Source organism: Phenylobacterium sp., from assembly GCF_025934275.1.
Classification (GTDB): domain Bacteria; phylum Pseudomonadota; class Alphaproteobacteria; order Caulobacterales; family Caulobacteraceae; genus Phenylobacterium.
The window spans coordinates 16,669-40,906 of the sequence record NZ_JAICYI010000001.1 but is presented as its reverse complement, the minus strand read 5'-3'; the positions used below and the strand labels follow the sequence as shown (position 1 = coordinate 40,906).

29 protein-coding genes are annotated in these 24,238 nt (G+C 70.7%); 15 read left to right on the top strand and 14 right to left on the bottom strand.

The features are described from left to right. Window positions 1-19 precede the first annotated feature (19 nt). Complete coding sequence (locus Q0W60_RS00240; protein WP_297691352.1) at window positions 20-673, bottom strand: O-methyltransferase; 654 nt, start codon at window positions 671-673, stop codon at window positions 20-22. Beyond that, window positions 673-1,413 (bottom strand): HesA/MoeB/ThiF family protein, encoded by a 741-nt coding sequence (locus Q0W60_RS00235; RefSeq protein ID WP_297691349.1) that lies wholly within the window; start codon window positions 1,411-1,413, stop codon window positions 673-675. The genes Q0W60_RS00240 and Q0W60_RS00235 overlap by 1 nt, the downstream gene beginning before the upstream one ends. Before the next feature lie 41 nt (window positions 1,414-1,454). Between Q0W60_RS00235 and hslV the strand changes: the two genes are divergently transcribed. Further along, window positions 1,455-2,006 (top strand): ATP-dependent protease subunit HslV, encoded by a 552-nt coding sequence (gene hslV / locus Q0W60_RS00230; RefSeq protein WP_297691347.1) that lies wholly within the window; start codon window positions 1,455-1,457, stop codon window positions 2,004-2,006. A gap of 4 nt (window positions 2,007-2,010) precedes the next feature. Beyond that, window positions 2,011-3,315 (top strand): ATP-dependent protease ATPase subunit HslU, encoded by a 1,305-nt coding sequence (gene hslU / locus Q0W60_RS00225; protein WP_297691345.1) that lies wholly within the window; start codon window positions 2,011-2,013, stop codon window positions 3,313-3,315. Between the two features lie 125 nt (window positions 3,316-3,440). Here the strand turns inward: hslU and Q0W60_RS00220 are convergent, their stop codons facing one another. After that, window positions 3,441-3,914 (bottom strand): DUF2244 domain-containing protein, encoded by a 474-nt coding sequence (locus Q0W60_RS00220; RefSeq protein ID WP_297691343.1) that lies wholly within the window; start codon window positions 3,912-3,914, stop codon window positions 3,441-3,443. A gap of 85 nt (window positions 3,915-3,999) precedes the next feature. Here Q0W60_RS00220 and nth point away from each other — a divergent pair, with 85 nt between their 5' ends. The 7 genes from nth (at window position 4,000) to Q0W60_RS00185 (ending at window position 9,029) form a co-directional block, all read left to right on the top strand. Beyond that, entirely contained in the window at window positions 4,000-4,698 is a 699-nt protein-coding gene (gene nth, locus Q0W60_RS00215) for an endonuclease III (protein ID WP_297691341.1), read from the top strand. Window positions 4,699-4,951: 253 nt separating this feature from the next. Beyond that, a complete protein-coding gene (locus Q0W60_RS00210) occupies window positions 4,952-5,944 on the top strand; it encodes an adenosine kinase (protein WP_297691339.1) in 993 nt (330 codons plus the stop codon). Next, the gene (gene hisB, locus Q0W60_RS00205) at window positions 5,941-6,531 is read left to right on the top strand and encodes an imidazoleglycerol-phosphate dehydratase HisB (protein ID WP_297691337.1); all 591 of its coding nucleotides are present in this window, start codon (window positions 5,941-5,943) and stop codon (window positions 6,529-6,531) included. Before Q0W60_RS00210 ends, hisB begins: the two co-directional genes overlap by 4 nt. 11 nt (window positions 6,532-6,542) lie before the next feature. Beyond that, window positions 6,543-7,178 carry an imidazole glycerol phosphate synthase subunit HisH gene (gene hisH, locus Q0W60_RS00200; protein WP_297691335.1) on the top strand — a complete coding sequence of 212 codons (636 nt, stop codon included), beginning with the start codon at window positions 6,543-6,545 and terminating at the stop codon, window positions 7,176-7,178. Then, window positions 7,175-7,897 carry a 1-(5-phosphoribosyl)-5-[(5-phosphoribosylamino)methylideneamino]imidazole-4-carboxamide isomerase gene (gene hisA / locus Q0W60_RS00195; RefSeq protein WP_297691333.1) on the top strand — a complete coding sequence of 241 codons (723 nt, stop codon included), beginning with the start codon at window positions 7,175-7,177 and terminating at the stop codon, window positions 7,895-7,897. Before hisH ends, hisA begins: the two co-directional genes overlap by 4 nt. 2 nt (window positions 7,898-7,899) lie before the next feature. Next, window positions 7,900-8,697, top strand: a complete 798-nt coding sequence (gene hisF / locus Q0W60_RS00190; RefSeq protein WP_297691331.1) for an imidazole glycerol phosphate synthase subunit HisF — start codon at window positions 7,900-7,902, stop codon at window positions 8,695-8,697. Next, entirely contained in the window at window positions 8,694-9,029 is a 336-nt protein-coding gene (locus Q0W60_RS00185; RefSeq protein WP_297691329.1) for a phosphoribosyl-ATP diphosphatase, read from the top strand. Before hisF ends, Q0W60_RS00185 begins: the two co-directional genes overlap by 4 nt. Here Q0W60_RS00185 and Q0W60_RS00180 read toward each other — a convergent pair whose 3' ends face one another. Genes Q0W60_RS00180 through timA form a run of 3 tightly spaced genes read right to left on the bottom strand, consistent with a single transcriptional unit; the run spans window position 9,030 to window position 11,205 of the window. Further along, a complete protein-coding gene (locus Q0W60_RS00180) occupies window positions 9,030-9,596 on the bottom strand; it encodes a Smr/MutS family protein (protein ID WP_297691327.1) in 567 nt (188 codons plus the stop codon). It abuts the gene before it with no gap. Further along, on the bottom strand, window positions 9,593-10,585 hold the full coding sequence (locus Q0W60_RS00175) for an MltA domain-containing protein (protein ID WP_297691325.1): 993 nt from the start codon (window positions 10,583-10,585) through the stop codon (window positions 9,593-9,595). Before Q0W60_RS00175 ends, Q0W60_RS00180 begins: the two co-directional genes overlap by 4 nt. A 5-nt stretch (window positions 10,586-10,590) precedes the next feature. Continuing rightward, a complete protein-coding gene (timA, locus tag Q0W60_RS00170) occupies window positions 10,591-11,205 on the bottom strand; it encodes a TIM44-related membrane protein TimA (protein WP_297691323.1) in 615 nt (204 codons plus the stop codon). A gap of 166 nt (window positions 11,206-11,371) precedes the next feature. On the opposite strand from timA, the gene secB reads away from it, so the two are divergent. Beyond that, on the top strand, window positions 11,372-11,857 hold the full coding sequence (secB, locus tag Q0W60_RS00165) for a protein-export chaperone SecB (protein ID WP_297691321.1): 486 nt from the start codon (window positions 11,372-11,374) through the stop codon (window positions 11,855-11,857). An 8-nt stretch (window positions 11,858-11,865) separates the two neighbouring features. Here the strand turns inward: secB and dnaQ are convergent, their stop codons facing one another. From dnaQ to Q0W60_RS00140, 5 genes are read right to left on the bottom strand one after another with little or no spacing between them, the layout of a single operon-like run. Next, window positions 11,866-12,570 carry a DNA polymerase III subunit epsilon gene (dnaQ, locus tag Q0W60_RS00160; protein ID WP_297691319.1) on the bottom strand — a complete coding sequence of 235 codons (705 nt, stop codon included), beginning with the start codon at window positions 12,568-12,570 and terminating at the stop codon, window positions 11,866-11,868. Between the two features lie 32 nt (window positions 12,571-12,602). Further along, entirely contained in the window at window positions 12,603-13,226 is a 624-nt protein-coding gene (gene coaE / locus Q0W60_RS00155) for a dephospho-CoA kinase (RefSeq protein WP_297691317.1), read from the bottom strand. Next, complete coding sequence (aroE, locus tag Q0W60_RS00150) at window positions 13,223-14,083, bottom strand: shikimate dehydrogenase (protein ID WP_297691314.1); 861 nt, start codon at window positions 14,081-14,083, stop codon at window positions 13,223-13,225. Before aroE ends, coaE begins: the two co-directional genes overlap by 4 nt. Continuing rightward, on the bottom strand, window positions 14,080-14,670 hold the full coding sequence (locus tag Q0W60_RS00145) for a Maf family protein (RefSeq protein WP_297691312.1): 591 nt from the start codon (window positions 14,668-14,670) through the stop codon (window positions 14,080-14,082). Before Q0W60_RS00145 ends, aroE begins: the two co-directional genes overlap by 4 nt. Further along, on the bottom strand, window positions 14,667-15,560 hold the full coding sequence (locus Q0W60_RS00140) for a pyruvate, water dikinase regulatory protein (RefSeq protein ID WP_297691310.1): 894 nt from the start codon (window positions 15,558-15,560) through the stop codon (window positions 14,667-14,669). The genes Q0W60_RS00145 and Q0W60_RS00140 overlap by 4 nt, the downstream gene beginning before the upstream one ends. Window positions 15,561-16,040: 480 nt before the next feature. Between Q0W60_RS00140 and hemE the strand changes: the two genes are divergently transcribed. The 5 genes from hemE to Q0W60_RS00115 all read left to right on the top strand — a co-directional run bounded on the left by hemE (window position 16,041) and on the right by Q0W60_RS00115 (window position 21,019). Beyond that, window positions 16,041-17,090 carry a uroporphyrinogen decarboxylase gene (gene hemE, locus Q0W60_RS00135; RefSeq protein ID WP_297691308.1) on the top strand — a complete coding sequence of 350 codons (1,050 nt, stop codon included), beginning with the start codon at window positions 16,041-16,043 and terminating at the stop codon, window positions 17,088-17,090. A gap of 133 nt (window positions 17,091-17,223) precedes the next feature. Then, entirely contained in the window at window positions 17,224-18,309 is a 1,086-nt protein-coding gene (hemH, locus tag Q0W60_RS00130) for a ferrochelatase (protein WP_297691306.1), read from the top strand. After that, window positions 18,306-18,761: a CopD family protein gene (locus tag Q0W60_RS00125; RefSeq protein WP_297691304.1), complete on the top strand. Its 456-nt coding sequence runs from the start codon at window positions 18,306-18,308 to the stop codon at window positions 18,759-18,761. The genes hemH and Q0W60_RS00125 overlap by 4 nt, the downstream gene beginning before the upstream one ends. A 224-nt stretch (window positions 18,762-18,985) precedes the next feature. Next, window positions 18,986-20,407, top strand: coding sequence for a transcription termination factor Rho (rho, locus tag Q0W60_RS00120; protein ID WP_297691302.1), 1,422 nt, complete (start codon window positions 18,986-18,988; stop codon window positions 20,405-20,407). A gap of 24 nt (window positions 20,408-20,431) precedes the next feature. Next, window positions 20,432-21,019, top strand: coding sequence for a glutathione S-transferase (locus Q0W60_RS00115; RefSeq protein ID WP_297691300.1), 588 nt, complete (start codon window positions 20,432-20,434; stop codon window positions 21,017-21,019). Between the two features lie 21 nt (window positions 21,020-21,040). Here the strand turns inward: Q0W60_RS00115 and Q0W60_RS00110 are convergent, their stop codons facing one another. From Q0W60_RS00110 to Q0W60_RS00100, 3 genes are all read right to left on the bottom strand, one after another. Next, on the bottom strand, window positions 21,041-22,453 hold the full coding sequence (locus Q0W60_RS00110; RefSeq protein ID WP_297691298.1) for a serine hydrolase: 1,413 nt from the start codon (window positions 22,451-22,453) through the stop codon (window positions 21,041-21,043). Between the two features lie 85 nt (window positions 22,454-22,538). Next, window positions 22,539-23,507, bottom strand: coding sequence for a quinone oxidoreductase (locus Q0W60_RS00105; protein ID WP_297691296.1), 969 nt, complete (start codon window positions 23,505-23,507; stop codon window positions 22,539-22,541). Between the two features lie 6 nt (window positions 23,508-23,513). Further along, on the bottom strand, window positions 23,514-24,209 hold the full coding sequence (locus Q0W60_RS00100; protein WP_297691294.1) for a dienelactone hydrolase family protein: 696 nt from the start codon (window positions 24,207-24,209) through the stop codon (window positions 23,514-23,516). Window positions 24,210-24,238 lie beyond the last annotated feature (29 nt).

Sequence of the window (24,238 nt, the reverse complement as noted above, 5' to 3'; positions counted from 1 at the left end):
CCTCCCTTAATGGGGGGGACTATCTGACCACCCGCACCAAGCAGAACCCGTCCCAGCCCTTGGAGCCCACGGTCTGCACGGCCGTGGCGGTGACGCGGGGCTCGGCGGCGATGATCTCGAACATCCGCCGCGTGCCGCGCGCCGAGGCGTCACCCTTCGGGTTGGCGACCCCGCCGCTGCGGACGACGTTGTCGACCACGATCAGCCCGCCGGGCCGCGAGAGCTTCAGCGCCCACTCGAAGTAGTCGGGGTTCGAAGGCTTGTCGGCGTCGATGAACACGAGGTCGAACGGCCCTCTCAGGTGCGGCAGGGTCTCGAGCGCGGCGCCCACCCTGATCTCGATGCGCCCGGCCAGGCCGGCGCGCTCGATGTTGCGGCGCGCCACCTCGGCGTGCTTCGGCTCGTACTCCAGGGTGACCAGCTGGCCGTCCGGCGGCAGCGCCCGCGCCATCCAGATCGCCGAATAGCCGGCCAGCGTGCCGATCTCCAGGATCCGTCGGGCGCCGACCAGCTCGGCCAGCATCGCCAGCAGCTTGCCCTGGTTGGGGGCGACGTTGATCATCGGCAGCCCGGCGGCGCGCGCGTCGGACAGCGCCTGGTCGAGGATCTCGTCGCGGTCGATCAGCGCCTCGACGAGGTAGGCGTCGACGGCGGTGAATGCGTCCTGGTCCATCAGGCTCCTCCGCACACGGGACATTCCGGGTCGGCGGCGACGCGCACCGTGCGCGTCTCGCCGGCCAGCGCATCATAGATCATCAGCCGGCCGGTCAGCGGCTCGCCCGCGCCGGTGACCAGCTTGATCGCCTCCAGCGCCATCAGCGAGCCGATGACGCCGGCGAGCGCTCCCACCACGCCCACCACCGAGCAGGTCTCGGCCTCCGGCGGGATCTCCGGCACCAGGCAACGGTAGCATGGGCGGCCGGCGAACACCCCGGCCTGCCCGGTCCAGCGGCCGATGGCGCCCGTGACCAGCGGCTTGCCCATCCGCACGCAGGCCGCGTTCACCGCAAAGCGGGTGGCGAAGTCGTCGGTGCCGTCGAGCACCACGTCGACGCCGGTGACCAGCTCCTCGGCCGTCTCCTCCGTGAACGCGCCGTTGTAGCCGGCCACGAAGATGTGCGGGTTCAGCGCCGCCAGCCGGTCGGCCGCCGCCTCCGGCTTGGGTCGCCCGAGATCATCCTCGGTGTAGATCACCTGCCGCTGCAGGTTGGAGAGGTCGACGTCGTCAGGATCGGCGAGGATCAGGGTGCCGAGCCCGGCGGCGGCGAGGTACAGCGCCGCCGGCGAGCCCAGGCCGCCGGCGCCGACAATCAGCGCGCTGCCCGCCTTCAGCTTCTGCTGGCCGGGACCGCCCACCTCGCGCAACACGAGGTGCCTGGCGTAGCGCTCGATCTCGACGTCGGTGAACACCATCCGGCTTGACCTCTCACCTCGCCCTGGCCACATGCGCCGCCATGGCGAACGATCCGACCGCCCCGCCCGCCTGGCATGGCACCACCATCCTGGCCGTCCGCAAGGCGGACAAGACGGTGATCGCCGGCGACGGCCAGGTCTCGATGGGCCAGACGATCGTGAAAGGCAACGCCCGCAAGGTGCGCCGCCTGGCCGGCGGCAAGGTGGTCGCGGGCTTCGCCGGCGCGACCGCCGACGCCTTCACCTTGATCGAGCGCCTGGAGACCAAGCTCGAGCAGTATCCCGAGCAGCTGGCGCGGGCCTGCGTCGATCTCGCGAAGGACTGGCGCACCGACCGCTACCTGCGCCGGCTGGAGGCCATGCTGATCGTCGCCAGCCGCACCGAGATCTACACCGTCACCGGCATGGGCGATGTGCTGGAGCCGGAGAGCGGGGTCGCCGCCATCGGCTCCGGCGGCAACTTCGCGCTCGCCGCCGCCCGCGCGCTGCTGGAAGGCGAACTGGACGCCGAAGCGATCGCCCGCAAGGCCATGGCCATCGCCGCCGACATCTGCGTCTACACCAACCGCGAGCTGGTCGTGGAAATCGTCTGAAGCGATGACCGAGTTCTCTCCCCGCGAGATCGTCTCCGAGCTCGACCGTTTCATCGTCGGCCACCCGGAGGCCAAGCGCGCGGTGGCCGTGGCGCTGCGCAACCGCTGGCGTCGCCGCCATGTGCCCGAGGACCTGCGCGACGAGGTCACGCCGAAGAACATCCTGATGATCGGCCCGACCGGGGTGGGCAAGACCGAGATCGCCCGCCGGCTCGCGCGGCTCGCCCAGGCGCCGTTCCTGAAGGTCGAGGCCACCAAGTTCACCGAGGTGGGCTACGTCGGCCGCGACGTCGACCAGATCGTACGCGACCTGGTGGAGAACAGCCTGGCCATGGTCCGCGAGAAGCGCCGCGCCGCGGTGCGCGCCCGGGCCGAGGCCGCGGCCGAGGAGCGCATCCTCGACGCCCTCACGGGGCCCGGCTCGGTCGCCGCCCGCGACGCGTTCCGCAAGAAGCTGCGGGCCGGGGAGCTGGACGACAAGGAGGTCGAGCTCACCGTCGCCGATTCGGGCCCGGCCCTGCCGATGATGGAGATCCCCGGCCAGCCCGGCGCGGCGATGGGCGTGCTGAACCTCGGCGACATGCTCGGCAAGGCGTTCGGCGGCCGCACCAAGACCCACAAGACCACCGTCGCCGGCGCCTGGGCGCCGCTGATCGCCGAGGAGAGCGACAAGCTCCTGGACCAGGAGGCGCTGACCCAGGAGGCGCTCGAGCTCGCCGAGCAGCAGGGCATCGTGTTCATCGACGAGATCGACAAGGTGGCTGGCAGCCGCGAGCACGCCGGCGCCGACGTCTCCCGCGAAGGCGTGCAGCGCGACCTGCTGCCGCTGATCGAGGGCACGACCGTGGCCACCAAGTACGGCCAGGTGAAGACCGACTACATGCTGTTCATCGCCTCGGGCGCCTTCCATGTCGCCAAGCCCTCGGATCTGTTGCCCGAGCTGCAGGGGCGTCTGCCGATCCGCGTGGAGCTGAAGGCGCTCACCCGCGAGGATTTCCGCCGCATCCTGACCGAGCCCGAAGCCAACCTGATCCGCCAGCACCAGGCGCTGCTGGCCACCGAGGGGGTGACGCTGGGCTTCACCGAGCAGGCGATCGACGCGCTGGCCGACGCCGCGGTGCAGGTCAACGGGGCGGTCGAGAACATCGGCGCGCGCCGCCTGCAGACGGTGCTCGAGAAGGTGCTGGAGGAGATCAGCTTCGCCGCCGCCGACCGCGCCGGCGAGACCCTCACCATCGACGCCGACTACGTCGCCGTCCGCGTCGGCGAGCTCGCCCAGAACGCCGACCTGTCGAGGTTCATCCTTTAGCCCTGGATTCCTCCCTTGAGGGGGAGGTGGCCGAGAGGGCCGGGGGGTTTCGCGGCTGCGCGTTCTGAGCGGAAACTCCCTCGGCCGCTCCGCGACAGCTCTCCCTGGGGGAGCATCTTAGGGAGTCACGCCCGCTCGCGCTTGGCGCGCCAGATGGCGCGCTCGAGGGCCTGGGCGAACTCGGCGCGTTCGCGCGGGCTGAGCGCCACGGCGACATCGAGCTCGCGGCCCGAGAGCGCCAGCTTCAAGGCCACTGCGCGGCCCTCGTCCTTCTCAACGCGCACCCGGGTGAACGCCGTCGGGCTCTCCCAGATCACTCGCGACCACTTCGGCGTCTCCTGTAAGACCCGGACGTCGCGGCTGGTCACCCGCACGCGTTCGATGCGCTTGCCGGCCTGGAAGCTGACCAGGAAGGCGACCAGCACCGCCAGCAGGTCGACGCCCAGGAAGATCGGCACGAAGGTGGCGCCCAGCTTCACGAACACCGCCGCGCTCGCCACGTTGGCCGCGGTCACGATCGAGATCAGCACGATGAAGCCGCGCTCGGACAGCGACCGGTTCGGCCGGATCTCGGCGTCCATGTAGACGGGCTCGCTCATCGCGCCTGGAAAATAGAGCAACCGCGAAACGCACGGAACGCACGAAAGCGCTGGCGCCTTGCTCCGGGTCGGTTACACGCGCTGTATGGCCAAGCCCGCCCGCAAGCGAGCCCGGAACAAGCCCTCGCGCATGCGGCTGTCGCCGGCCGAGCGGGCCCGAGTCGGTGAGATCTTCGCCCGTTTCGAAGCTGAGGAGGGCGATCCGGCCACCGAGCTTGACTACGAGAGCCCATTCACCCTGGTGGTAGCCGTCGCGCTCTCGGCCCAGGCGACCGACGTTTCGGTGAACAAGGCGACGGAGAGGCTCTTCAAGGTCGCCGACACGCCGCAGAAGATGCTGGCGCTGGGCGAGGCGGGCCTGAAACCCTTCATCGCCTCCATCGGGCTCTTCAACACCAAGGCCAAGAACGTCATCGCGCTCTCCCGCATCCTGGTAGAGGACTATGGCGGCCAGGTCCCGCTGGAGCGCACGAAGCTGCAAGCCTTGCCCGGCGTCGGCCGCAAGACCGCCTCCGTGGTGCTGAACGAGCTCGGCGTCGAGCCCGCCATCGCCGTCGACACCCACGTCTTCCGCGTCGCCCACCGGCTGGGGCTGTCGAGCGGCAAGACGCCGGAACTGGTGGAGCAGGATCTGCTGCGCATCGTGCCCGAGCCCTACCTCACCCGCGCCCACCACTGGCTGATCCTGCACGGCCGCTACACCTGCACGGCGCGCCGGCCGAAGTGCGACGATTGTCCCGTCGCCGACCTCTGCCCCTCACGACATCTGTTCGCGCCTCGATAGGTCGGGAGATCGTCGGCGGCGGCCAAGCGGACGACAGCCTGAGCGTCCAGATCGACGCGGGCGCCACCTCCACGGTGGCCCAGGTCGGCGCCGATACGGTCATCGACATGGGCGCCGGCGACCAGATGGTGCTGCAGGATGTGGACAGGGCCACGCTGCCGGACGGCTGGAACTTCACGCTCCGGGGCTCAGGCTGGCGAGGCGCGGCGGATTCCTCTAAGTCGCCTGCCAGTCAACGGAAAGCCCCTCGAAGATGCCCGAGCTTCATGACGTGGCCGCGATCGGCAACGCCATCGTCGACGTGATCTGCCCCGCGACCGACGAGTTCCTGGACGCGCACGGGCTCACCAAGGGCGCGATGATGCTGGTGGACGCCGAGCAATCCGCGGCTCTCTATTCCAAGATGCAGCCGGGCCTCGAGGCCTCCGGCGGCTCGGCGGCCAACACCATCGCGGGGCTGGCGAGCCTTGGCGGCCGCGGGGCCTTCCTGGGCAAGGTGGCCAACGACCAGCTGGGCCGGGTGTTCGCCCACGACCTGGCCGCGATCGGCGCGCACTACGCCAACGCCCCGCTGGAGCAGGGGCCCGCCACCGCAGTCTCGATGATCAACGTCACCCCCGACGGCCAACGGACCATGTGCACCTACCTGGGCGCCTCGGTGATGTTCACCGACGACGACGTGGACCCGGCGGTGATCGAGGCGGCGCGGATCGTCTACCTGGAGGGCTACCTGTTCGACGCCGAGCCGGCGCGGCGGGCTTTCGCCAAGGCGGCCGGATTGGCGCATGGCGCCGGGAGGATGATCGCGCTTACGCTGTCCGACGGTTTCGTGGTCGAGCGCCACCGGGCCGCGCTCAAGGGTTTCATCGAGAGCCAGGTGGACCTCCTGTTCGCCAACGAGAGCGAGATCACCGCGCTCTTCGAGACCGCCAACTTCGAGGCCGCCGTGGAGGCGCTTCGGCCGCACGTCCGCCTCGCCGCCGTGACGCGCGGCCCGCGGGGTTCGGTCGTCCTCGACCGCGGCGAGCGGCTCTCCGTCGCCGCGGAGCCGCTGGAAAAAGTCGTGGACACGACCGGCGCGGGCGACCAATACGCCGCCGGGTTCATGTTCGGCCTGGCGAGGGGCAAGCCGCTGCAGGTCTGCGGCCGGCTCGGCTCGATCGCCGCGGCGGAGGTGATCTCACACTATGGTCCCAGGCCGCAGGTCTCGCTGAGGGAGCTCGCGGCCTCGAAAGGCTGCCTATGAGCCGAACGGCGGAGATCGCCCGCGACACCAAGGAGACGAAGGTCCGCGTCGCCGTCGACCTCGACGGCGCCGGCGTGTGCGAGGTCGCCACCGGCATCGGCTTCTTCGACCACATGCTGGAGAGCTTCGCCCGCCATGGGGGCCTCGACCTGAAGGTCGCGACCAAGGGCGATCTGCACATCGACATGCACCACACGGTGGAGGACACCGGCATCGTCATCGGCCAGGCGGTGAGGCAGGCGCTGGACGGCTTCACGAGCATCCGCCGCTTCGGCCATGCCTACATCCCCATGGACGAGACGCTGACCCGCTGCGCCATCGATTTCTCGAACCGCCCGTACCTGATCTGGAGGGTGGAGTTCAGGACGCCCAAGGTGGGCGACATGGACACCGAGCTCTTCAAGGAGTTCCACCACGCGTTCGCCATGAACGCCGGCGCCTGCGTGCACCTGGAGACCCTCTATGGGGTCAATTCGCACCACGTCGCCGAGAGCGGCTTCAAGGCGCTCGCCCGCGCGCTGCGCCAGGCCGTCGAGCTCGACCCCAAGAGCCTCGGCCACGCCCCCTCCACCAAGGGCGTGCTGTAAGGACATTCCCGATGCAGCGTGTCGCCCTGATCGACTACGGGTCGGGCAATCTGCGCTCGGCCGAGAAGGCCCTCGTCAAGGTCGCCGAGGGCGGGGCCGAGGTCGCGGTCACCTGCGATCCCGACGTGATCGCCCGCGCCGACCGCATCGTGCTGCCGGGCGTGGGCGCGTTCGCGGCCTGCATGTCGGCGCTGGCGGGCCGCCCCGGCGTGATCGAGGCCATGGAGCAAGCGGTCCGCGGCCGGGGCGCGCCGTTCCTCGGCATCTGCGTCGGCATGCAGCTCTTGGCCTCGCGCGGCCTGGAATTCGGCGAGACGCCGGGGCTGGACTGGATCGAGGGCGAGGTCCGCAAGCTCGACCCGGCCGATCCGGCCATCAAGGTCCCGCATATGGGCTGGAACGCCCTGACCCACGTCGCCGACCATCCGCTGTTCGCGCCGTTCCGCAATGGCGATGCGGTCTACTTCACCCACTCCTTCGCGTTCTTCCCCGAGGACCCGGCCGATGTGGCCGCGTCCGTGGAGCACGGCGGGCGGTTTCCTGCGGCGGTCGCGCGCGGCAACATCGCGGGGGTTCAGTTCCACCCCGAAAAGTCGCAAAAGCCGGGCCTTGCGCTGTTGGCGCGATTCCTGGAGTGGCGCGCGTGATCCTCTACCCGGCCATCGACCTGAAGGACGGCGAGTGCGTGCGGGTGGTGCGGGGCGACCTCGGCCAGGCGACGGTGTTCAATCCCGACCCCGCCGACCAGGCGCGCACCTGGGCCGCCCAGGGTTTCCACTGGCTGCACGTGGTCGATCTGAACGGCGCCGTCGAGGGGCGCGCGGCCAACGCCGCCGCCGTCGAGGCGATCCTGCAGGCCGTCTCGGTGCCGGTGCAGCTCGGCGGCGGCGTGCGCGCCATGGCCGACATCGAGCGCTGGATCGAGGCGGGGGTCAGCCGCGTGATCCTGGGCACCGTCGCGGTGCGCGAGCCGGAGGTGGTGCGCGCCGCCGCGGCGCGGTTCCCCGAGCAGATCGCCGTCAGCGTCGACGTCCGCGCCGGCAAGGTCGCGGTGCAGGGGTGGACGGAGGACAGCGACCTCGACGCCATCTCGGTCGCCCGCCGGTTCGAGGACGCCGGCGTCTCGGCCTTGATCATCACCGACATCGACCGCGACGGCACCACCTTGGGCTTCCACGTGGAGGCGTTCGGCGAGATCGCCGATCGAGTCACCATCCCGGTGATCGCCGCCGGCGGCCTCGCGAACCTGGAGGACATCGTCCGCCTGAAGGGCCGGCCCGGCGTGCCGATCGCCGGCGCCGTGCTCGGCCGGGCCCTCTACAACGGCGCAATCGCGCCCTCCGAAGCCCTGAAGGCGGCGGCCTAGGTATGCTGTCGGTCCGCGTCATACCCTGCCTGGACGTGAAGGACGGCCGCGTGGTCAAGGGCGTGCAGTTCGTCTCACTGCGCGACGCCGGCGATCCGGTCGAGCAGGCCCGCGCCTACGACGCCGCCGGCGCCGACGAGTTGATGTTCCTCGACATCACCGCCAGCCATGAGAACCGTGGGATCATCCTTGACGTGGTGGCCCGCGCCGCCGACGTCTGCTTCATGCCGCTCTCCGTGGGCGGCGGGATCCGCACGGTGGAAGACGCTCGGCGGCTGCTGCTCGCGGGCGCCGACAAGATCTCGATCAACACCGCGGCGGTTGAGAACCGCGATCTGATCTCGGCCTGCGCCGACGCCTTCGGCAGCCAGGCGACGGTGGTCGCCATCGACGCCAAGCACGGCAGCGCGCGCGCCGGGGCAGGCGGCCGCAACGACGGCTGGGAGGTCTACACCTACGGCGGGCGCAAGCCGACCGGCCTCGATGTCGTGACCTATGCCGCCGAGGCCGTCGCGCGTGGGGCCGGCGAGATCCTGCTCACCTCCATGGACCGTGACGGCGCCAAGACCGGCTATGACCTCGACCTGCTGAAGGCGGTCACCTCGGCCGTGACCGTGCCGGTGATCGCCTCGGGCGGCGCGGGGAACGCCAGGCACATGGTGGATGCGGTGAAGACCGGCGGGGCCGACGCCGTGCTGGCCGCCTCCATCTTCCACTTCGGCGAGGTCTCGATTGCGCAGGTCAAGGCCGCGATGGCCGCCGCCGGCATCCCGGTTCGCCGAACGGAGTCCTTCGCATGAGCCGCTTCGCCGAGGCCCTCGCGCGCTTGTCCGCGACCATCGAGAGCCGCAAGGGAGCCGATCCCGCCGGCTCCTACACCGCCCAGCTGATGGGCCAGCCCGACCGCGCCGCCAAGAAGCTCGGCGAGGAAGCCGTCGAGGCGGTGGTGGCCGCGCTTTCCGGTGACCGGGCCGCGCTCGCCGCCGAAAGCGCCGACTTGATCTACCACTGGCTGGTGGTGCTGGCCGCCGCCGGCGTCAGCCTGGATGAGGTGGCCGCTCAGCTGGAAGCCCGCGAAGGGACGAGCGGCCTCGACGAGAAGGCGGGACGCGGTTCCTTCCCCAGCGCCTAGCTACCCCCGCGGCTTGCGCTTGAGCGCCACGTAGAGCGCGCCTTCGCCGCCGTGGCGGCGGTGGGCTTCGGAGACGCCGGCGACGATTTCGGCGAGATAGGGCGCGGCCAGCCACTCGGGCGTGCGGCGGCGCAGGATCCCGTCGCCCGTCACGCCCTTGCCGGTGATCACCAGGACGGCGCGGTATCCCTCGTCCCAGGCGCGGCGCAGGAAGGCTTCGAGCGCCGCGCGCGCCCGATCCTGATCCAGGCCATGCAAGTCGAGCCGGGCGCCGATCGGGTCGCGCGCCTTGGCGATCCGGTGCTTGCGGCGCGGCTCGATGTCGCGAAAGCCCTCTCCCCCTCGCGGGGAGGGGGTTGGGAGCGGAGGCGTCGAAGGCGGCGATCCCAGCTTCGCACCCTTCGCGAGCCTGACCGCCTGGCCCTGCGCCGGCGCCCGCACCCCTGGACCCTCCCCGCGAGGGGGAGGGGAAGGCGTCTCGGGAGTGCTGCGGCCCGGCAGCGGATGCGCCGTCCCGGCCACCAGACCCCACAGCCGCAGCTCCTCGGGTTTCAGCGGCCGCTTCATTTCGGCGCAAGTCGGTAGAGCCGCAGCGCATGGCGCACCAGGCCGGCCTCCTCGCCGGCGGCATCGCCCTCCCCGAGGTAGAGGTCGGCGCGCACCGGTCCCCGGATCGCCGCGCCGGTGTCGAGCGCCACGACCAGCCGGCGGTAGGCCGGCTTCGCGCCCGGCAGCACCGGCTTGTCGGCGTCGATCCAGAGGAGCTCGCCCATCGGGTGGAACGCCAGATCGACCGCCACCGCCCGGCCGGCCGGAAGCGGGATATGCGCCGAGCCGGCCGGCGCGCGGCCGTCGTCCGGGACCAGGCGGAAATAGCCGTAGCGCGGATTGAGCCGCATCACCGCGTCGGCCTCGGGCCCCCGATGGGCCGCGAGCCAGGCGCGGATCGCGCCCGCCGAGACCTCGCCCGGCAGCAGGCCTCGCGCGCGCATCGGGCCGCCGATCGCGAGATAGGGCCGTCCATTGGCGCCCGCGTAGAGCGCCTTCATCCGCCGCCCGTCGGGGAAGACGAGCACGCCGGAGCCCTGCACCTGCAGGAAGAACAGCTCCTCGGGGCGCATCCAGGCGAGCGCGTCCGGTGCGGGGCTGGCCTCGATCGTCGCGCGCTCCGGCTGCGGACCGGAGTTCGCGGGCGCCGGCCGCACGGGGGCGGAGAACTCGGCCTCGGGGCGCGGCCGCGCCGGGTACTCGGGCGCGAAGTAGGCGGTCAGCACGCCGGAGCCGGACGCCGCATCGAGGCTGAAGCTGTCTTCGAAGAACGAGCGCGCGGCGGCATCCGTCAGCGGGCCCGCCGCCCTGGCGCGCTCGCAGGCTCGCGCCAGCGCCGGGTCACGCGCCACGCCGCAGGTCGCACGGAAGGCCGCGAAGGCCGCGGCGTGGTCTTCCGAAGCCCAGCCTGGCAGGTCGGCGAAGCTCGCCGCGCGCGGCGCTTGCGCCAGAGCGGGCGCAGCCAAGAGCGTCAGGGCGATCCCCGCCCCCGCACCTCGCCATGTCACGGGATTCAAGCCTCCGCGGCGTCGACGTGGACCAGCATCCAGTTGGGGTCGCGGCTCTTAAGATTGCGTTCGAAGGTCCAGAGCTCCGCGGTGCGGCGGTCGTCGACCGCCTCGCCTTCCGGGCCCTTGGAGCGGGAGCGGAATTCCGCCAGGAAGCGCACCGTCATCCGCGCCAGGTCGCCCGCCTTGAGCTCGACCTTGTCGAGATCGGCGCGCGGCGGATGCAGGAACTCGAGCGTCTCGGTGCGGCCTTCGGATTCACGCTGGGCGATCACGGCATCGAAGCTGGCCATCACCGGCGGGGCCAGGAGGTTCTTCAGGGTCGCCCGGTCCCCTTCGGCGAAGGCCTTGACGATCATCTGGTAGGCCGACTTGGCGCCGTTCAGGAAGTGGCTGAGGTCGAACCCGGGGTCGCGGGCCTTCACCGCCGCGAGGCCGGAGAGGGCGACGCCTTCGTCGGCTGGCTGGGCGGGCCGGTCGGGGGCCACGACGCCCGGGCGGGCCGGCGCCGCGGGCGCATCCTCCGGCTGACGGCCGACGCGCCGCCCCAGCACCGAATAGAGCTGGTAGAGCACGATGCCGGCCAGGCCGGCGAAGATGATCAACTCGAGGACTTGCAAGGACGCGGTTTCCGCAGACGGGGATTCGAAGGGTCGTTTTCGCCTATATATGCCCTCGGAACGCCCCCGTCAGGGGCGGCGTTGCATCGATCAGGTGTGCGTGATAGCCCGCCGGCCCAAGAGCGCGCGTTTTGAGCGCGGTTCACCACGGATTTGAAGCGGAACCATGACCGACACCGACGTCGCCGGCCAAGGCGTTGAGTCGCAGGCCGAGGGCGAGGGGATCCGCATCCTCGCCCAGTTCATCCGCGACCTTTCGTTCGAGAATCCGCGGGCCCCGGAATCGCTGCGCACGGGGGCCGCCCAGCCGCAGATCGACCTCGGCGTCGAGATGAACGCCCGCGGCCGCGACGACGGGCTCTACGAGGTGGACCTGAAACTCTCCGCCACCGCCCAGCGCGAGGACGGGGCCCTGTTCGTGGTCGAGCTGCTCTACGGCGGGCTGTTCCAGATCGGCGGCGTCGCGGCCGAGGACATGGAGCCGGTGCTGCTCATCGAGTGCCCGCGCTACCTCTTCCCGTTCGCGCGCCGGGTGATCGCCGACGTGACCTCCGAAGGCGGTTTTCCGCCGTTCCTGCTGGATCCGATCGACTTCGCCGGCGTCTACACGACCCGCAAGGCGCAGGCCGAGCAGGAAGTCGGCCACGCCTGACCCCGGCGCTAGAGGCCGAAACGCGCCCAGAGCGTCTCGCTCTTCAGCTTGCCGCGGATGAAGGCCGCGTGGATCAGGCGCTCCGCCTCCGTGGCCCGGAGCGCGAGCGGACGCGGCCGCGCCCCGTAGGCGTTGCGGGCCGCCGCCGCGACCGCCGTCACCGCAGCGGTCGAGGTGAGCTCGAGCCGCCGCTCGCGACCGCCCTTCAGCTCCAGGTAGACGGCGGCGAGCAGCTTGGCGTCCACCAGCGCGCCGTGCTTCTCCCGCTCCGACAGCGAGATCCGGAAGCGCTTGCAGAGCGCATCGAGCGAGTTGTGCATGCCCGGGAAGCGCCGCTTGGCGAGCTCCAGGGTGTCCACCCAGCGGCGCTCGTGGATCGCCTCGCGGCCGACCCGCTCCAGCTCCCAGTTCACGAAGGCCCGGTCGAAGCCGGCGTTGTGCGCGACCAGCGGGGCCTCGCCCACGAACTCCAGGAAGGCGTCCACGACGCCGGAATGCTCGAAGCGCGGCTTGCCGGCCAGGAACGTCGCGGAGAGGCCGTGGACGCGCTCGGCCTCCGCCGGCATGTCCCGGCAGGGGTCGATGTAGGTGTGGAAGCTGCGCCCGGTCGGGACGAAGTCCTCGATCTCCAGGCAGGCGAGCTCAACCAGCCGGTGCCCCGCCTGCGGCTCGAAGCCGGTGGTCTCGGTGTCGAGGACGATCTCGCGCGCCATGGGTCAGTTCTGCGGTGCTTCGGCCGCCAGCATCAAGCCGGCGTGCGGTCGCGGGAGGGCCGGCGCTGCGGGTCGCGCATGATGGCGATGATCTCGCCCACCTGAAGTCGGGCATGCTCCAGGCCCCGGCCAGTGTCGACGACGAAGTGGGCGCGCGCCCGCTTCTCGGGGTCGGGGGTCTGCTGGGCGAGGATGGCGTCCAGCCGTTCGGGCGTCATGCCGGGCCGCGCCAGCACGCGCTCGCGCTGCATCTCCGGCGGCGCCGAGGCGACCACCACGGCGTCGACATTGGCGTGGCCGCCAGTCTCGAACAGCAGCGGGATGTCCAGCACGACCATGTCGGCGCCCATCGCCTGCGCGCCTTCGAAGAACTTTCCGCGGTCGCGGCCGACCAGCGGATGGACGATGGCGTTCAGCCGCTTCAGCGCCTCGGGGTCGCCCAGGACGCGCTGGCGCAGCGCCTCCCGGTCGATAGCGCCGTCCTTGACCACGCCCGGAAAGGCCTCGCCCACCGGCCGGACGGCCGCCCCGCCCCTGACGTAGAGGTCCGCCACGGCGGCGTCGGCGTCATAGACGGGCACGCCGGCTTCGCGGAACATCGCCGCGGTCGTCGACTTGCCCATGCCGATCGAGCCGGTAAGGCCCAGCAGGATCATCGGCGCGCCTCCAGCGCCCTGACGGCGAGCGCCCGCACGTCGACATCGTCCGGCGGCGCCCGCCCGTAGAAGGCCTCGAACGACGGCCGCGCCTGGCCGACCAGCATGCCGAGCCCATCCACCGTCTTGCGGCCGAGCGCCCGGGCTTCCTGCAGGAAATCGGTGTCGAGCGGGGTGTAGATCATGTCCATCACCACGGCCTCGTTCGGCGTCGACCAGAGCGGGATCTCCAGCCGGCCGCCGTTGGAGATGCCGGCCGAGGTGGCGTTGATCACCGCCGCGGCCCCGTCCAGCGCCCGCTTGGCCTCGTCCAGCGAATAGGCGAAGGCCGCCTGGCCCAGCGCGCCGGCGACGAACTCGGCCTTGGCGAGCGTGCGGTTGACGATCCGGATCTGCGGCGCGCCGGCCGCCTTGAACGCCGCCGCGGCGCCGCGCGCGGCGCCGCCGGCGCCCAGGATGACCACCGGCCCGGAGCGCGGGTCGAACTCCGGCGCCTGGGCGGCGAAGGCGGCGAGCAGGCCCACGCCGTCGGTGTTGTCGGCGATGATCTCCCCCTCCGGCTCGAACAGCAGCAGGTTGGCGGCCTCCGCGGCTACGGCCCGCTCGGTCGCCCGGTCGGCGACCGACAGCGCCGCCTCCTTGAACGGCAGGGTGACGTTGAGGCCGCGCACCGCGGCGCCGCGCAGGCCTTCGGCGAATCTCTGGAAGGCGTCGGCCGGCGGCGCGAACGGCGCATACACGCCGTCGATCCCGGCCGCGTCCAGCCAGGCGTTGTGCAGCAGCGGGCTAAGCGAATGGCGCACCGGATGGCCCGCTACGCCGGCGACGATGGTCGCTCCGGTGATGCGCTGGCTCATGACGGCAGCGCCCCCTGCCCGCGCAGGAATTCCAGCAGGCCCAGCAGCGGCAGGCCGAGGATCGCGAAATAGTCGCCCTCGATCGCGGCGAACAGCTGCGCGCCCGGCCCTTCCAGCCGGTAGCAGCCGACCGAACCCAGCGCCGCCGCGCCCTCCAAGGCGAGGTAGTCCTCCAGGAAGCCGTCGGAGAAGTCCCGCATGGTGAGCGTCGCGCTCTCCAACTCGCGCCACAGCACGCGTCCCTCGCGGGCGACGGCGACGGCCGAGTGCAGCTGGTGCGCCCGCCCGCGCAGGATTTTCAGCCGCTCGCGGGCCGCGTCGCGCGAGGTCACTTTGTCGTAGAGCCGCCCCTCGAGCTCCAGCGTCTGGTCGGCGCCCACCACATAGGCGGGCCCGGCGAGCGCAGCGGCCTTCGCCGCCGCCAGCGCCTGCGCGACCTCCTTCGGGCTCGCGCCCTTGGCCAACAGCCCGGCTTTCAGCGCCGCCTCGTCGACCGCTGCGCCCGCCACCTCGATCGGCACGCCTGCCGCCTCCAGCACCGCGCGGCGGGCGAGGCTTTTCGAGGCGAGCACGATGGGCGCGCTCACCCGAGCACCTCGACCTGGCCGTGGCCGCCATGCAGCAGGTTGAGGATCGCCGCGGCCGTTTCCTCCACCGAACGGCGGGTCACGTCGATGGTCGGCCAGCCGTGCCGCTCATAGAGCCGGCGGGCGTGGACGATCTCTTCGCGCACGGCATCCAGGTCGATGTAGCTGGATTCCCGCTGCTCCTTCAGCGAGAGCAGGCGGTTGCGGCGGATCTGGATCAGCCGGTCGGGCGAGATGGTGAGGCCGACGACCAGGGCGTTCTTCAGGTGCGCGAGGCGATCTGGCGCCGGCCGGCCCGGCACCAGGGGGACGTTGGCCGCCCGCACGCCACGATGCGCCAGGTAGATGCAGGTCGGAGTCTTGGAGGTGCGCGAGACGCCGACCAGAACCACGTCGGCGCGGTCCAGGTCCTGCCCGCCCTGGCCGTCGTCGTGGCCGATCGCATAGTTCAGCGCGTCCATGCGGTTGAAATAGTCGTTATCGAGCCGCAGATGCGCGCCGACCCGCGTCGTCGTCGAAGCACCCAGATAGCGCGACAGGACCGAGACCAGTGGGTCGAGCGCCGGGAAGCACGGCATGTCCAGCTTGCGGCAGCCTTCCTCCAGCGCCTCGCGCAGCCCCGGCTCGACAATGGTGTGGAAGACGATGCCCGGCGCCTCCTCGATGTCGCCCAGCGCCCGATCGAGCTGACGCTTGGAGCGCACCAGGGCGTAGATGTGCTCGATCGGCAGGACGTCGTCGAAACGCGCGCAGACCGCGCGCGCCATGGCATTCAGCGTCTCGCCGGTGGAATCCGACACGAGGTGGATGTGGAAGTAGGTCGCCAGCCGCGGCGGCGCGGGGCTGTTTTGGGCGTTGGTCGCGGGGGAGCCCGAAAAATCTGGGGACAAGTTCTGTGGACCCTCGCTTGGCGAAACGCCCCTGGGATGGGGATGGATCGCCGTTGACCCGGCGCCGCCGACCTCGGCAAAGAATGACCGGGATAAGACAGGACGTTTACGTTTCCTTAATCCACCGGCCGCGCGGCGGGGCAAGGCTCCGGCTCGGCTTTTCGACATGCCGGGCGCCGCTCGTCGCCGGGACGCCGCGCTCCCCCGAAGGATTAACGAAACCTTAAGGCGGCGAAAGGCCCAAGACGGTTCTCCCCGCGTTCCACAGACCGCGCGCCCTGCCGCTTGCGAGTTCGGATAACCTGGGGACAAGGTTCGCAACGTCGCAGGGACAGACCGGTTTTGCACGCCCTCGACAGGCCCTTCTTCTCTTTTCCCTACCCTTTTCGAACTCTTAAGGAAGGAAGCAGGGAAGCGAACGAAGGCGCTTTAGGGCTGTGGGCTTGAGCCGGGCCGACCTAGGCGCTTTAAGGCTCGCCCATGATCAATGCCCAAGCGCCCCGCCTGCTCCGCGCCCTCGCCGGCGAGACGCTCGAGCGGCCGCCGGTCTGGTTCATGCGCCAGGCCGGACGTAGCCTGCCGGAATATCGCGAGCTGCGGGCCCGGGCGGGCGACTTCATCAGCCTGGCGATGAACCCCGAGATGGCGGCCGAGGTCACCTTGCAGCCGGTCCGGCGATTCCCGTTCGACGCCGCCATCATCTTCGCCGACATCCTTCTGATCCCCCGCGCACTTGGCCAGGAGCTGTGGTTTGAACCCGGTGAAGGACCGCGCCTTGGGCCGTTGCCCCCGATCCGGGCGCTGGCGGACGAGGTCGCTGCCTCGACCGAGCGGCTCTCGCCGGTGGGCGAGACCGTCGCGCGCGTGCGCGCCGAGCTGGAGCCGGAGCGGGCGCTGATCGGCTTCGCCGGAGGGCCCTGGACGGTCGCCACCTACATGATCGAGGGCCGCGGCTCGCAGCGTGAGGCCGCCCGCGCCTACGCCTACGTTCACCGGGACGAGCTCGATGCGCTCCTGGATGTGCTGGTGGAGGCCACGGCGCGTTACCTGGTCCTGCAGGCAAGGTCCGGGGCCCAGGCGTTGCAGATCTTCGAGAGCTGGGCCGAGAACCTGGCTGAGGACGTGTTCGAGCGCGTCGTGATCCGGCCGCATACGGCGATCATCGAGAAGGTCCGCGCCGCCGGGGTCACTGCGCCCTTCATTGGCTTTCCGCGCGGCGCCGGCGCGCTGGTGGAGATCTACGCCGAGGCCGCGCCGGTGGACTGCGTGGGGCTCGACACCCAGGCCCCCGCCGCGCTCGGCCGGCGCCTGCAGGCTCAGGGCAAGACGATCCAGGGCGCGCTCGACAACCTCCTGCTGCGCGCCGGCGGCCCGGCGCTCGACGCGCGCGTGGCGCAGCTCCTCCAGCAGTGGGGCGGCGGCCCCTATGTGTTCAACCTCGGCCACGGAGTCCTGCCCGACACGCCGATCGAGCATATCGGCCGCGTCGTCGCGCAGGTGACCGGCAAGCCGGCGAAGGCTGCGGCGTGACGGCCAAAGCGCCCAGATTCCCCCGCTCTGGGGGAGGCGTCCCAGCGGGCCGGAGGGGTGACCCACCACCTCGACGGGTCCCAACCCCCTCGGTCGCTCCCCGGCAGCTCCTCCCGAGGGGGAGCATCTCCTCGTGAAACTCGCGGTCGTGCTGTTCAACCTCGGCGGGCCGGACCGGCCCGAGGCGGTGCGGCCGTTCCTTTACAACCTGTTCAAGGACCCCGCGATCATCGCGCTGCCGGCGATGCTGCGGCTGCCCGCGGCCTCGCTCATCTCCCGTCGGCGTGAGGCGCTCGCCCGCGCCAGCTACGAGCTGATCGGCGGCGCCTCGCCCCTGCTCAGCGAGACCGAGGCGCAGGCGCGCGCGCTGGCCGAGACGCTCGCGGCGCTCGCGCCGGATTTCGAGGCCAAGGTGTTCATCGCCATGCGCTACTGGGCGCCGCGGGCGGCGGAGACGGCGCGCGAGGTGGCCGCCTTCGCGCCCGACGAGATCGTGCTGCTGCCGCTCTATCCGCAGTTTTCGACGACCACGACGGCCTCGTCGCTGAAGGACTGGCGTCGGGCCTACAAAGGGCCCGGCCGCAGCCGAGAGATCTGCTGCTATCCCACGACGCGGGGCCTCGCCGGCGCTCACGCCGAGGCCATCCGCGAAACCTGGAAGACCGCCGGAAAGCCCAGCAATATGCGGCTCTTGTTCTCCGCGCACGGGCTGCCGCAGAAAGTCGTCGCGGCCGGCGATCCCTACCGCGCCCAGGTCGAGGCCACCGCCGCGGCGATCGCCGCCGAGCTGCCCGAGCTGCCGGACCGGCGGGTCTGCTTCCAGAGCCGGGTCGGGCCGCTCAGGTGGCTGGAGCCGGCGACCGATGCCGAGATCCGCCAGGCCGGGGCCGAGGGCAAAGGCGTGATCGTCGCCCCGATCGCCTTCGTCTCCGAGCATGTCGAGACGCTCGTCGAGCTCGACCGCGACTACGCCAAGGTCGCCGCCGAGGCGGGATGCGCGCCCTATCTGCGCACGCCGACGCCGGGCGTGCGGCCGGCGTTCATCGCCGACCTGGCCGAAGCCGTGCTGGTCAGCCTGGGGCGGATCGGCGGCCCGGGCCCTTACGGACCCTGGCTCTGCCCCGCGGGCCTTGCCAAATGCGCATGCCGGCCCGAGGGATCGTCCGAGACGGGCGGCGTCCACGCGGCGGCCCATGACGGGGGAGGCGGCGTCCCATGAGGTGGTACGACCTGCTGCGAGGGCTGCACATCATCGCGGTCATCGCCTGGATGGCCGGCATGCTCTACCTGCCCAGGCTCTTCGCCTATCACACCGAGACGGCGCCGCCCGGCTCGGAGTTCGACGCGCACTTCAAGGTGTGGGAAGCCAAGCTCCTGCGGATCATCGTCAACCCGGCGATGATCGCCACCTTCATTTTCGGCTTCGCGCTCATATATGTAGACGGCGCGCAGCGCCTGGGCTGGGGCTTCCTGCTCACCCCCTGGATGCTGACCAAGATCGCCGGCATCGTCTTCCTGTCCGCCTGGCACGGCTATCTGGCCCGCGCCCGCAAGCAGATCGCCCGCGGCGAGCGGCCCAGGTCGGCGAGGTTCTGGCGGATGACCAACGAGCTGCCAGTCCTCGCGGCCGTCGTCATGGTCCTGGCCGTCACCACCGAGTTCGGCGGCTGAGCCGCGGCGCCGGCGACGCTTGACCGGCGCCGACGACTGTGGTTCCGATCACCCCACGCGCCCGAGACCGGGCGCGCCCCGCCTTTTCCCGGCCGCTCCGACGCTGCGTGAGCCGACCGGTCCCCAGAGAGACAACATCATCGGCGCGAAGTCCCGCGCCTACACGTTCTAGAAGTCCGCGCCTGGACTCCGTCCGGCCCGGACGCGAATCCGAGTAAATCCCCATGCAAGACGACAATCCCGCACCCCCGCTCGGCGAAGCGCCCGAGGCGTTCAATGCCGAGGTCCTGGAGCCCGCGGCCGCCGCGGCTCCGGCCGAAGAGGCCGACACCGGCCCAGAGGAGCCCTCCGAGGCCGCCAAGGCGATCGCCGCCATGGGCCTGGCGCGGATGAGCCTGCAGGAGCTGAAGGACAAGTCGCCCGCCGACCTCCTGGCCTTCGCCGAGACGCTGGAGATCGAGAACGCCAACTCCATGCGCAAGCAGGACATGATGTTCGCGATCCTGAAGACGCTCGCCGAGGAAGGCGTCGAGATCTCGGGCTCCGGCACGCTCGAGGTGGTGCAGGACGGCTTCGGCTTCCTGCGCAGCCCCGAAGCCAACTACCTCCCCGGGCCCGACGACATCTACGTCTCCCCCTCGCAGATCCGGAAGTTCGGCCTTCGGACCGGCGATTCCGTCGACGGCGCGGTCCGTGCGCCGCGCGAAGGCGAGCGCTACTTCGCCCTGGTCAAGGTCGACCAGACCAACTTCGAGAATCCGGAAAACGTCCGCCACAAGGTGCTGTTCGACAACCTGACGCCGCTCTATCCGGACGAGCGGCTGAAGATGGAGATCGACGATCCCACCTTGAAGGACCGGTCGGGCCGGGTGATCGACATCGTGGCGCCGCTCGGCAAGGGCCAGCGCTGCCTGATCACCTCACCGCCGCGGGTCGGCAAGACGGTGATGCTGCAGAACATCGCCAAGTCGATCGAGACCAACCACCCGGAGTGCTACCTGATCGTGCTGCTGATCGACGAGCGGCCCGAGGAAGTCACCGACATGCAGCGCACGGTGAAGGGCGAGGTGATCTCCTCGACCTTCGACGAGCCGGCCACGCGCCACGTGCAAGTGGCTGAAATGGTTATCGAAAAGGCCAAACGCCGGGTCGAGCACAAGCGCGACGTGGTGATCCTGCTGGATTCCGTGACGCGCCTCGGCCGCGCCTACAACACCGTCGTCCCCTCCTCCGGCAAGGTGCTCACGGGCGGCGTCGACGCCAACGCCCTGCAGCGGCCGAAACGCTTCTTCGGCGCGGCGAGGAACATCGAGGAGGGCGGCTCGCTGACCGTCATCGCCACCGCCCTGATCGACACCGGCAGCCGGATGGACGAGGTGATCTTCGAGGAGTTCAAGGGCACCGGCAATTCCGAGATCATCCTGGACCGCAAGGTCGCCGACAAGCGCATCTTCCCGGCCATCGACGTGCTCAAGTCCGGCACCCGCAAGGAGGAGCTGATCACGCCGAAGGAGCACCTGCAGAAGACCTACATCCTGCGCCGGATCCTCAATCCCATGGGCGCCCAGGATGCGATCGAGTTCCTGCTCGACAAGCTCCGCCAGTCGAAAAACAACGACGAGTTCTACCAGTCGATGAACACCTAGGCCGCCGGCGGGGGCCGCGCGGCCATGATCACGGTCTACGCATCGGCCATGAGCCGCTCCCGCCGGGTGCTGTGGGCCTGCGAGGAGGCCGAGGCGCCTTACGAGATCGTCGAGCTCGCCTGGCCGCCGTCGGCGCAGCCGGGATACCTGGCGATCAATCCCGCGGGGACCGTGCCGGCGATGCGCGACGGCGACCTCACCCTCAGCGAAAGCCTGGCGATCTGCGAGTACGTGGCGCGCCGCCACAAGCCGGAGCTGATCCTCGAGCCCGGCGAGGCGGGCTACTGGCGTTACCTGGAGTTGTGCCAGTTCGGCGAAGCGACGCTGCAGCCGACGCTCGCGTGGACACGGCGGTTCGGCCCGCTCGCCCAGGCGGCCGTGGATCATGCGCGCGAAGCCTTCGCAATCCGCGTGGAAGCGGTCGGCAAGGCGCTGGCCGACGGCCGCGCCTGGCTGATGGGCGAGCGCTTCACCCTCGCCGACATCTCCGTGGGATTCCCGCTGATCGTGGCGCCCGGCCTTGAGCTCGCCGACCTGATCCCGGCGGAAGTCATGGCCTACCGCAAGCGGCTCGGCGGCCGTCCCGCCTGTCAGCGGGCCTACGCGCGGTAGCGTTTCACGTGAAACAGGATCTCAGGACTCGACCCGGACCGCGCGCAGCGTGCGGCCGGACTGATGCAAGACGAGGCCGGTTACGCGTCCGTCGGGGCCGCGTTCGAAGGTCAGCTGGGCGTCGACGATCTTGTAGAAGAAGTTGTTCGCAGTTTCCGGGAAGATCCGAGCCTTGCCCTGGCCGGTGAGCTGGGCGAAGAGCTGATCGCCGTCCCGCGTCACGAAGACCGAGGCGGTCGGGGCGAAGTCGTACTGGCCCACGAAGGCCTGCAGAGCCTCGGGCGGAAGCGTGATCTCGTGATGTATGCTCCGCGGCGGCGGCGCGGGCATCAGCGGGTAGCCCGAGAGGAGGTGGAGTCCGATATCGTCCCCGCCCCGGCTGGTGGCGGCGTTGGTCATCACCACCACCCCCACCCTCGCCTGCGGATCGAAACCCATGAACGTGCGGAAGCCGCCCGTGCCGCCGTTGTGCCAGACGATCTGCCGGCCCCTGATCGAAGAGATGAGCCAGGCGAGCGCCGTCTGCATGTTCGGGGCGGGGCCGGGCCGACGCGGGGCGAGTTGCGCCTCCATCGCGGCCTTCAGGGGCGTCGGCTTGAAACCCAATTCGGCGGCCAGGAAGGTGGCGATGTCGGCTGCGGTGGATCTGAGGGCGCCTGCGCCGGCCAGCGTCGGGAGGTCCCAGTTGGGCGTGGGCTCGAGCGCCGCCGTGTAGCCCTGCGCCATGCGCGCTCTCAGCGCCGGCGTCAGCGTGATCGCCGTGCTGGTCATGCCGAGCGGGCCCGTGATCCGCGTCCGCACCAGCGTTTCGTAGTCCGCCCCAGCGCGGCGCGCGAGCAGATGCCCGAGCAGGCCGCCGCCGAGGTTGGAGTACTCGTAATGGGACCCCGGATCACGGGTCAGCTGATAGCCGTTCAGGAAGGCATAGAGGTCCTCGACCGTATAGTCGGCGTAGGGGTTTAGCGGATCCTTCGGCTTCAGATTGGTCGGCAGCCGGGGGAGCCCGGACGTGTGGGTCGCAAGGTCGATCAAGGTGATCTGGTGGCCGTTCCGCTCAGGCGCATGGACCGATGCAGGCAGCAGCTTCTGGATCGGCTCATCCAGCGTCACCTCGCCGCGCTGGACGGCCAGGGCCAGCAGCAGGCTGGTGAAGACCTTCGTCATCGAGCCGATCTCGAAGACCGTGTCGGCGTCCACCGGCGCGGGAGCAGCCTTCGAACGCGGGCCGTAGCTCACGAAGCGCCGGCCCGCCGCATCGACGACGCCGACCACGGCGGCGACCCCGTCCTTCTGCGTGTCGATCCGCTCAATCAGGATCCGGCGGATGGTCTCGTCGTCGGGCGTGACCCACGCGGGCGGAGGCTGGGCTTTCGCGGCTAGGCCCGCGCCTCCAATGACCGCGCCGAACGCCACTTCTCGCCGCGTGATGGGCATACTGCGTCCCTCCCCCGGGCGGGATATTCCCTCGCTGCGCGAGCCGATGACAAGCCGCCACTGTTTCACGTGAAACAGCGCGAGCTCAGGGAATCAGCAGGCTCGCGCCGATGGTGGCGCGGCTCTCCAGCGCCTCGTGGGCCTTGCCGGCCCGGTCGAGCGGGAAGGTCTGACCGATTTCGACCGCCACCGTGCCGGAGCGGATCATCTCGAACACCGCCGCGGCGCTGGCGTCGAGCTGCTCGGTGGTGACGACATAGTCGAACAGCGTCGGCCGGGTGAGGTACAGCGAGCCGGCCTGGGCGAGGCGGCCGGGGGGCACCGGGTCGGGCGGGCCGGACGCGTTGCCGAACGAGACGAAGAGGCCGCGGCGGGCCAGGCTCTTCAACGTGCCCTCGAAGGTATCTTTTCCCACCGAATCATATGCGACGGGCACCCCGCGCCCGCCGGTGATCCGCCGCACCTCCTCGGCGACATCCTGTTCGCGGTAAAGGATGACGTGATCGGCGCCCAGCTCGCGCACGCGCACCGCCTTGGCTTCCGAGCCGACGGTGGCGATCACCACCGCGCCGATCGCCTTGGCCCACTGGGTCATGATCTGGCCGACCCCGCCGGCCGCCGCGTGCACCAGGATGATCTCGCCGCCGCTCACCCGGTAGGTGTGGTTGAGCAGGGCCTCGACGGTCATGCCCTTCAGCAGGGAAGCCGCCGCGGTGCGGGCGTCGACGCCGTCGGGGACCCGCACCGCCCGGTCGGCGCGGACCGCGTTGGCCTCGGCGTAAGCGCCGAAGCCGCCCAAGTAGGCCACCGGGTCGCCCGGCTTGAATCGGGTCACCCCCTCGCCCACCGCCTCAACCACGCCGGCCGCCTCGCCGCCCGGCGTGCAGGGCAGCTTCACGGGATAGAGCCCGGTGCGGTGGTAGGTGTCGATGAAGTTGATCCCGATCGCCTCGTGGCGGACCAGCACCTGACCCGGCCCGGGCTTGGGGGTTTCGACGTCGGCGAGCTGCAGCACCTCAGGCCCGCCGGTGGTCTCGAAGCGGATCGCGCGCATCGCGGATCAGCCCAGGTGCTTCTTGAAGAACTGCAGGGTGCGGCCGCCGGCGAGCTTGGCGTCGGCTTCGTCGTAGTGCTCGCCGCCCGGCCGGGCGAAGGCGTGGTTGCGCCCCGGATAGGTGTGGATCTCGATGTTCGGGTGGTTCTTCAGCGCCTGCAGGATCACCGCCTGCGCCGGCTTTGGCACGAACTGGTCCTCCTCGGCGATGTGCATGAGCAGCGGCTTCACCAGCTTCTCGGCCTCGCCCACCCGGTTCTCGATGCCGACGCCGTAGTAGGCGGCGGAAGCGTCCGCGTCGGTGCGGGTGGCGGTGAGGAAGGCCAGGAGCCCGCCGAGGCAGAAGCCCACCGCGCCCACCTTGCCGTTGCAGCCGGGATCCCTGCGGATCGCCGCGATGGTGGCGGCGATGTCCTTGACGCCCTGGTCGACGTCGAAGGCGTTGAACAGCTCGAACGCCCTCTTCCACTCGGCCTCGGACTTGTCGGTGATGTCGATCCCCGGCTCGATGCGCCAGAACAGGTCCGGGCAGATCGCCAGATATCCCTGGCCCGCCAGGCCGTCGGTGATGTCGCGCATCACCTGGTTGACCCCGAAGATCTCCTGGATGACCACCACGGCCGGCGCGGAGGCCCCCTTCGGCCGCGCCACATAGGCCGAAAACGGGCCGTCGGGGGTGGTGATGGTGGTGCGCTCGCCCATGGATCGGCCTCCGAGGATTGCTGGGGACT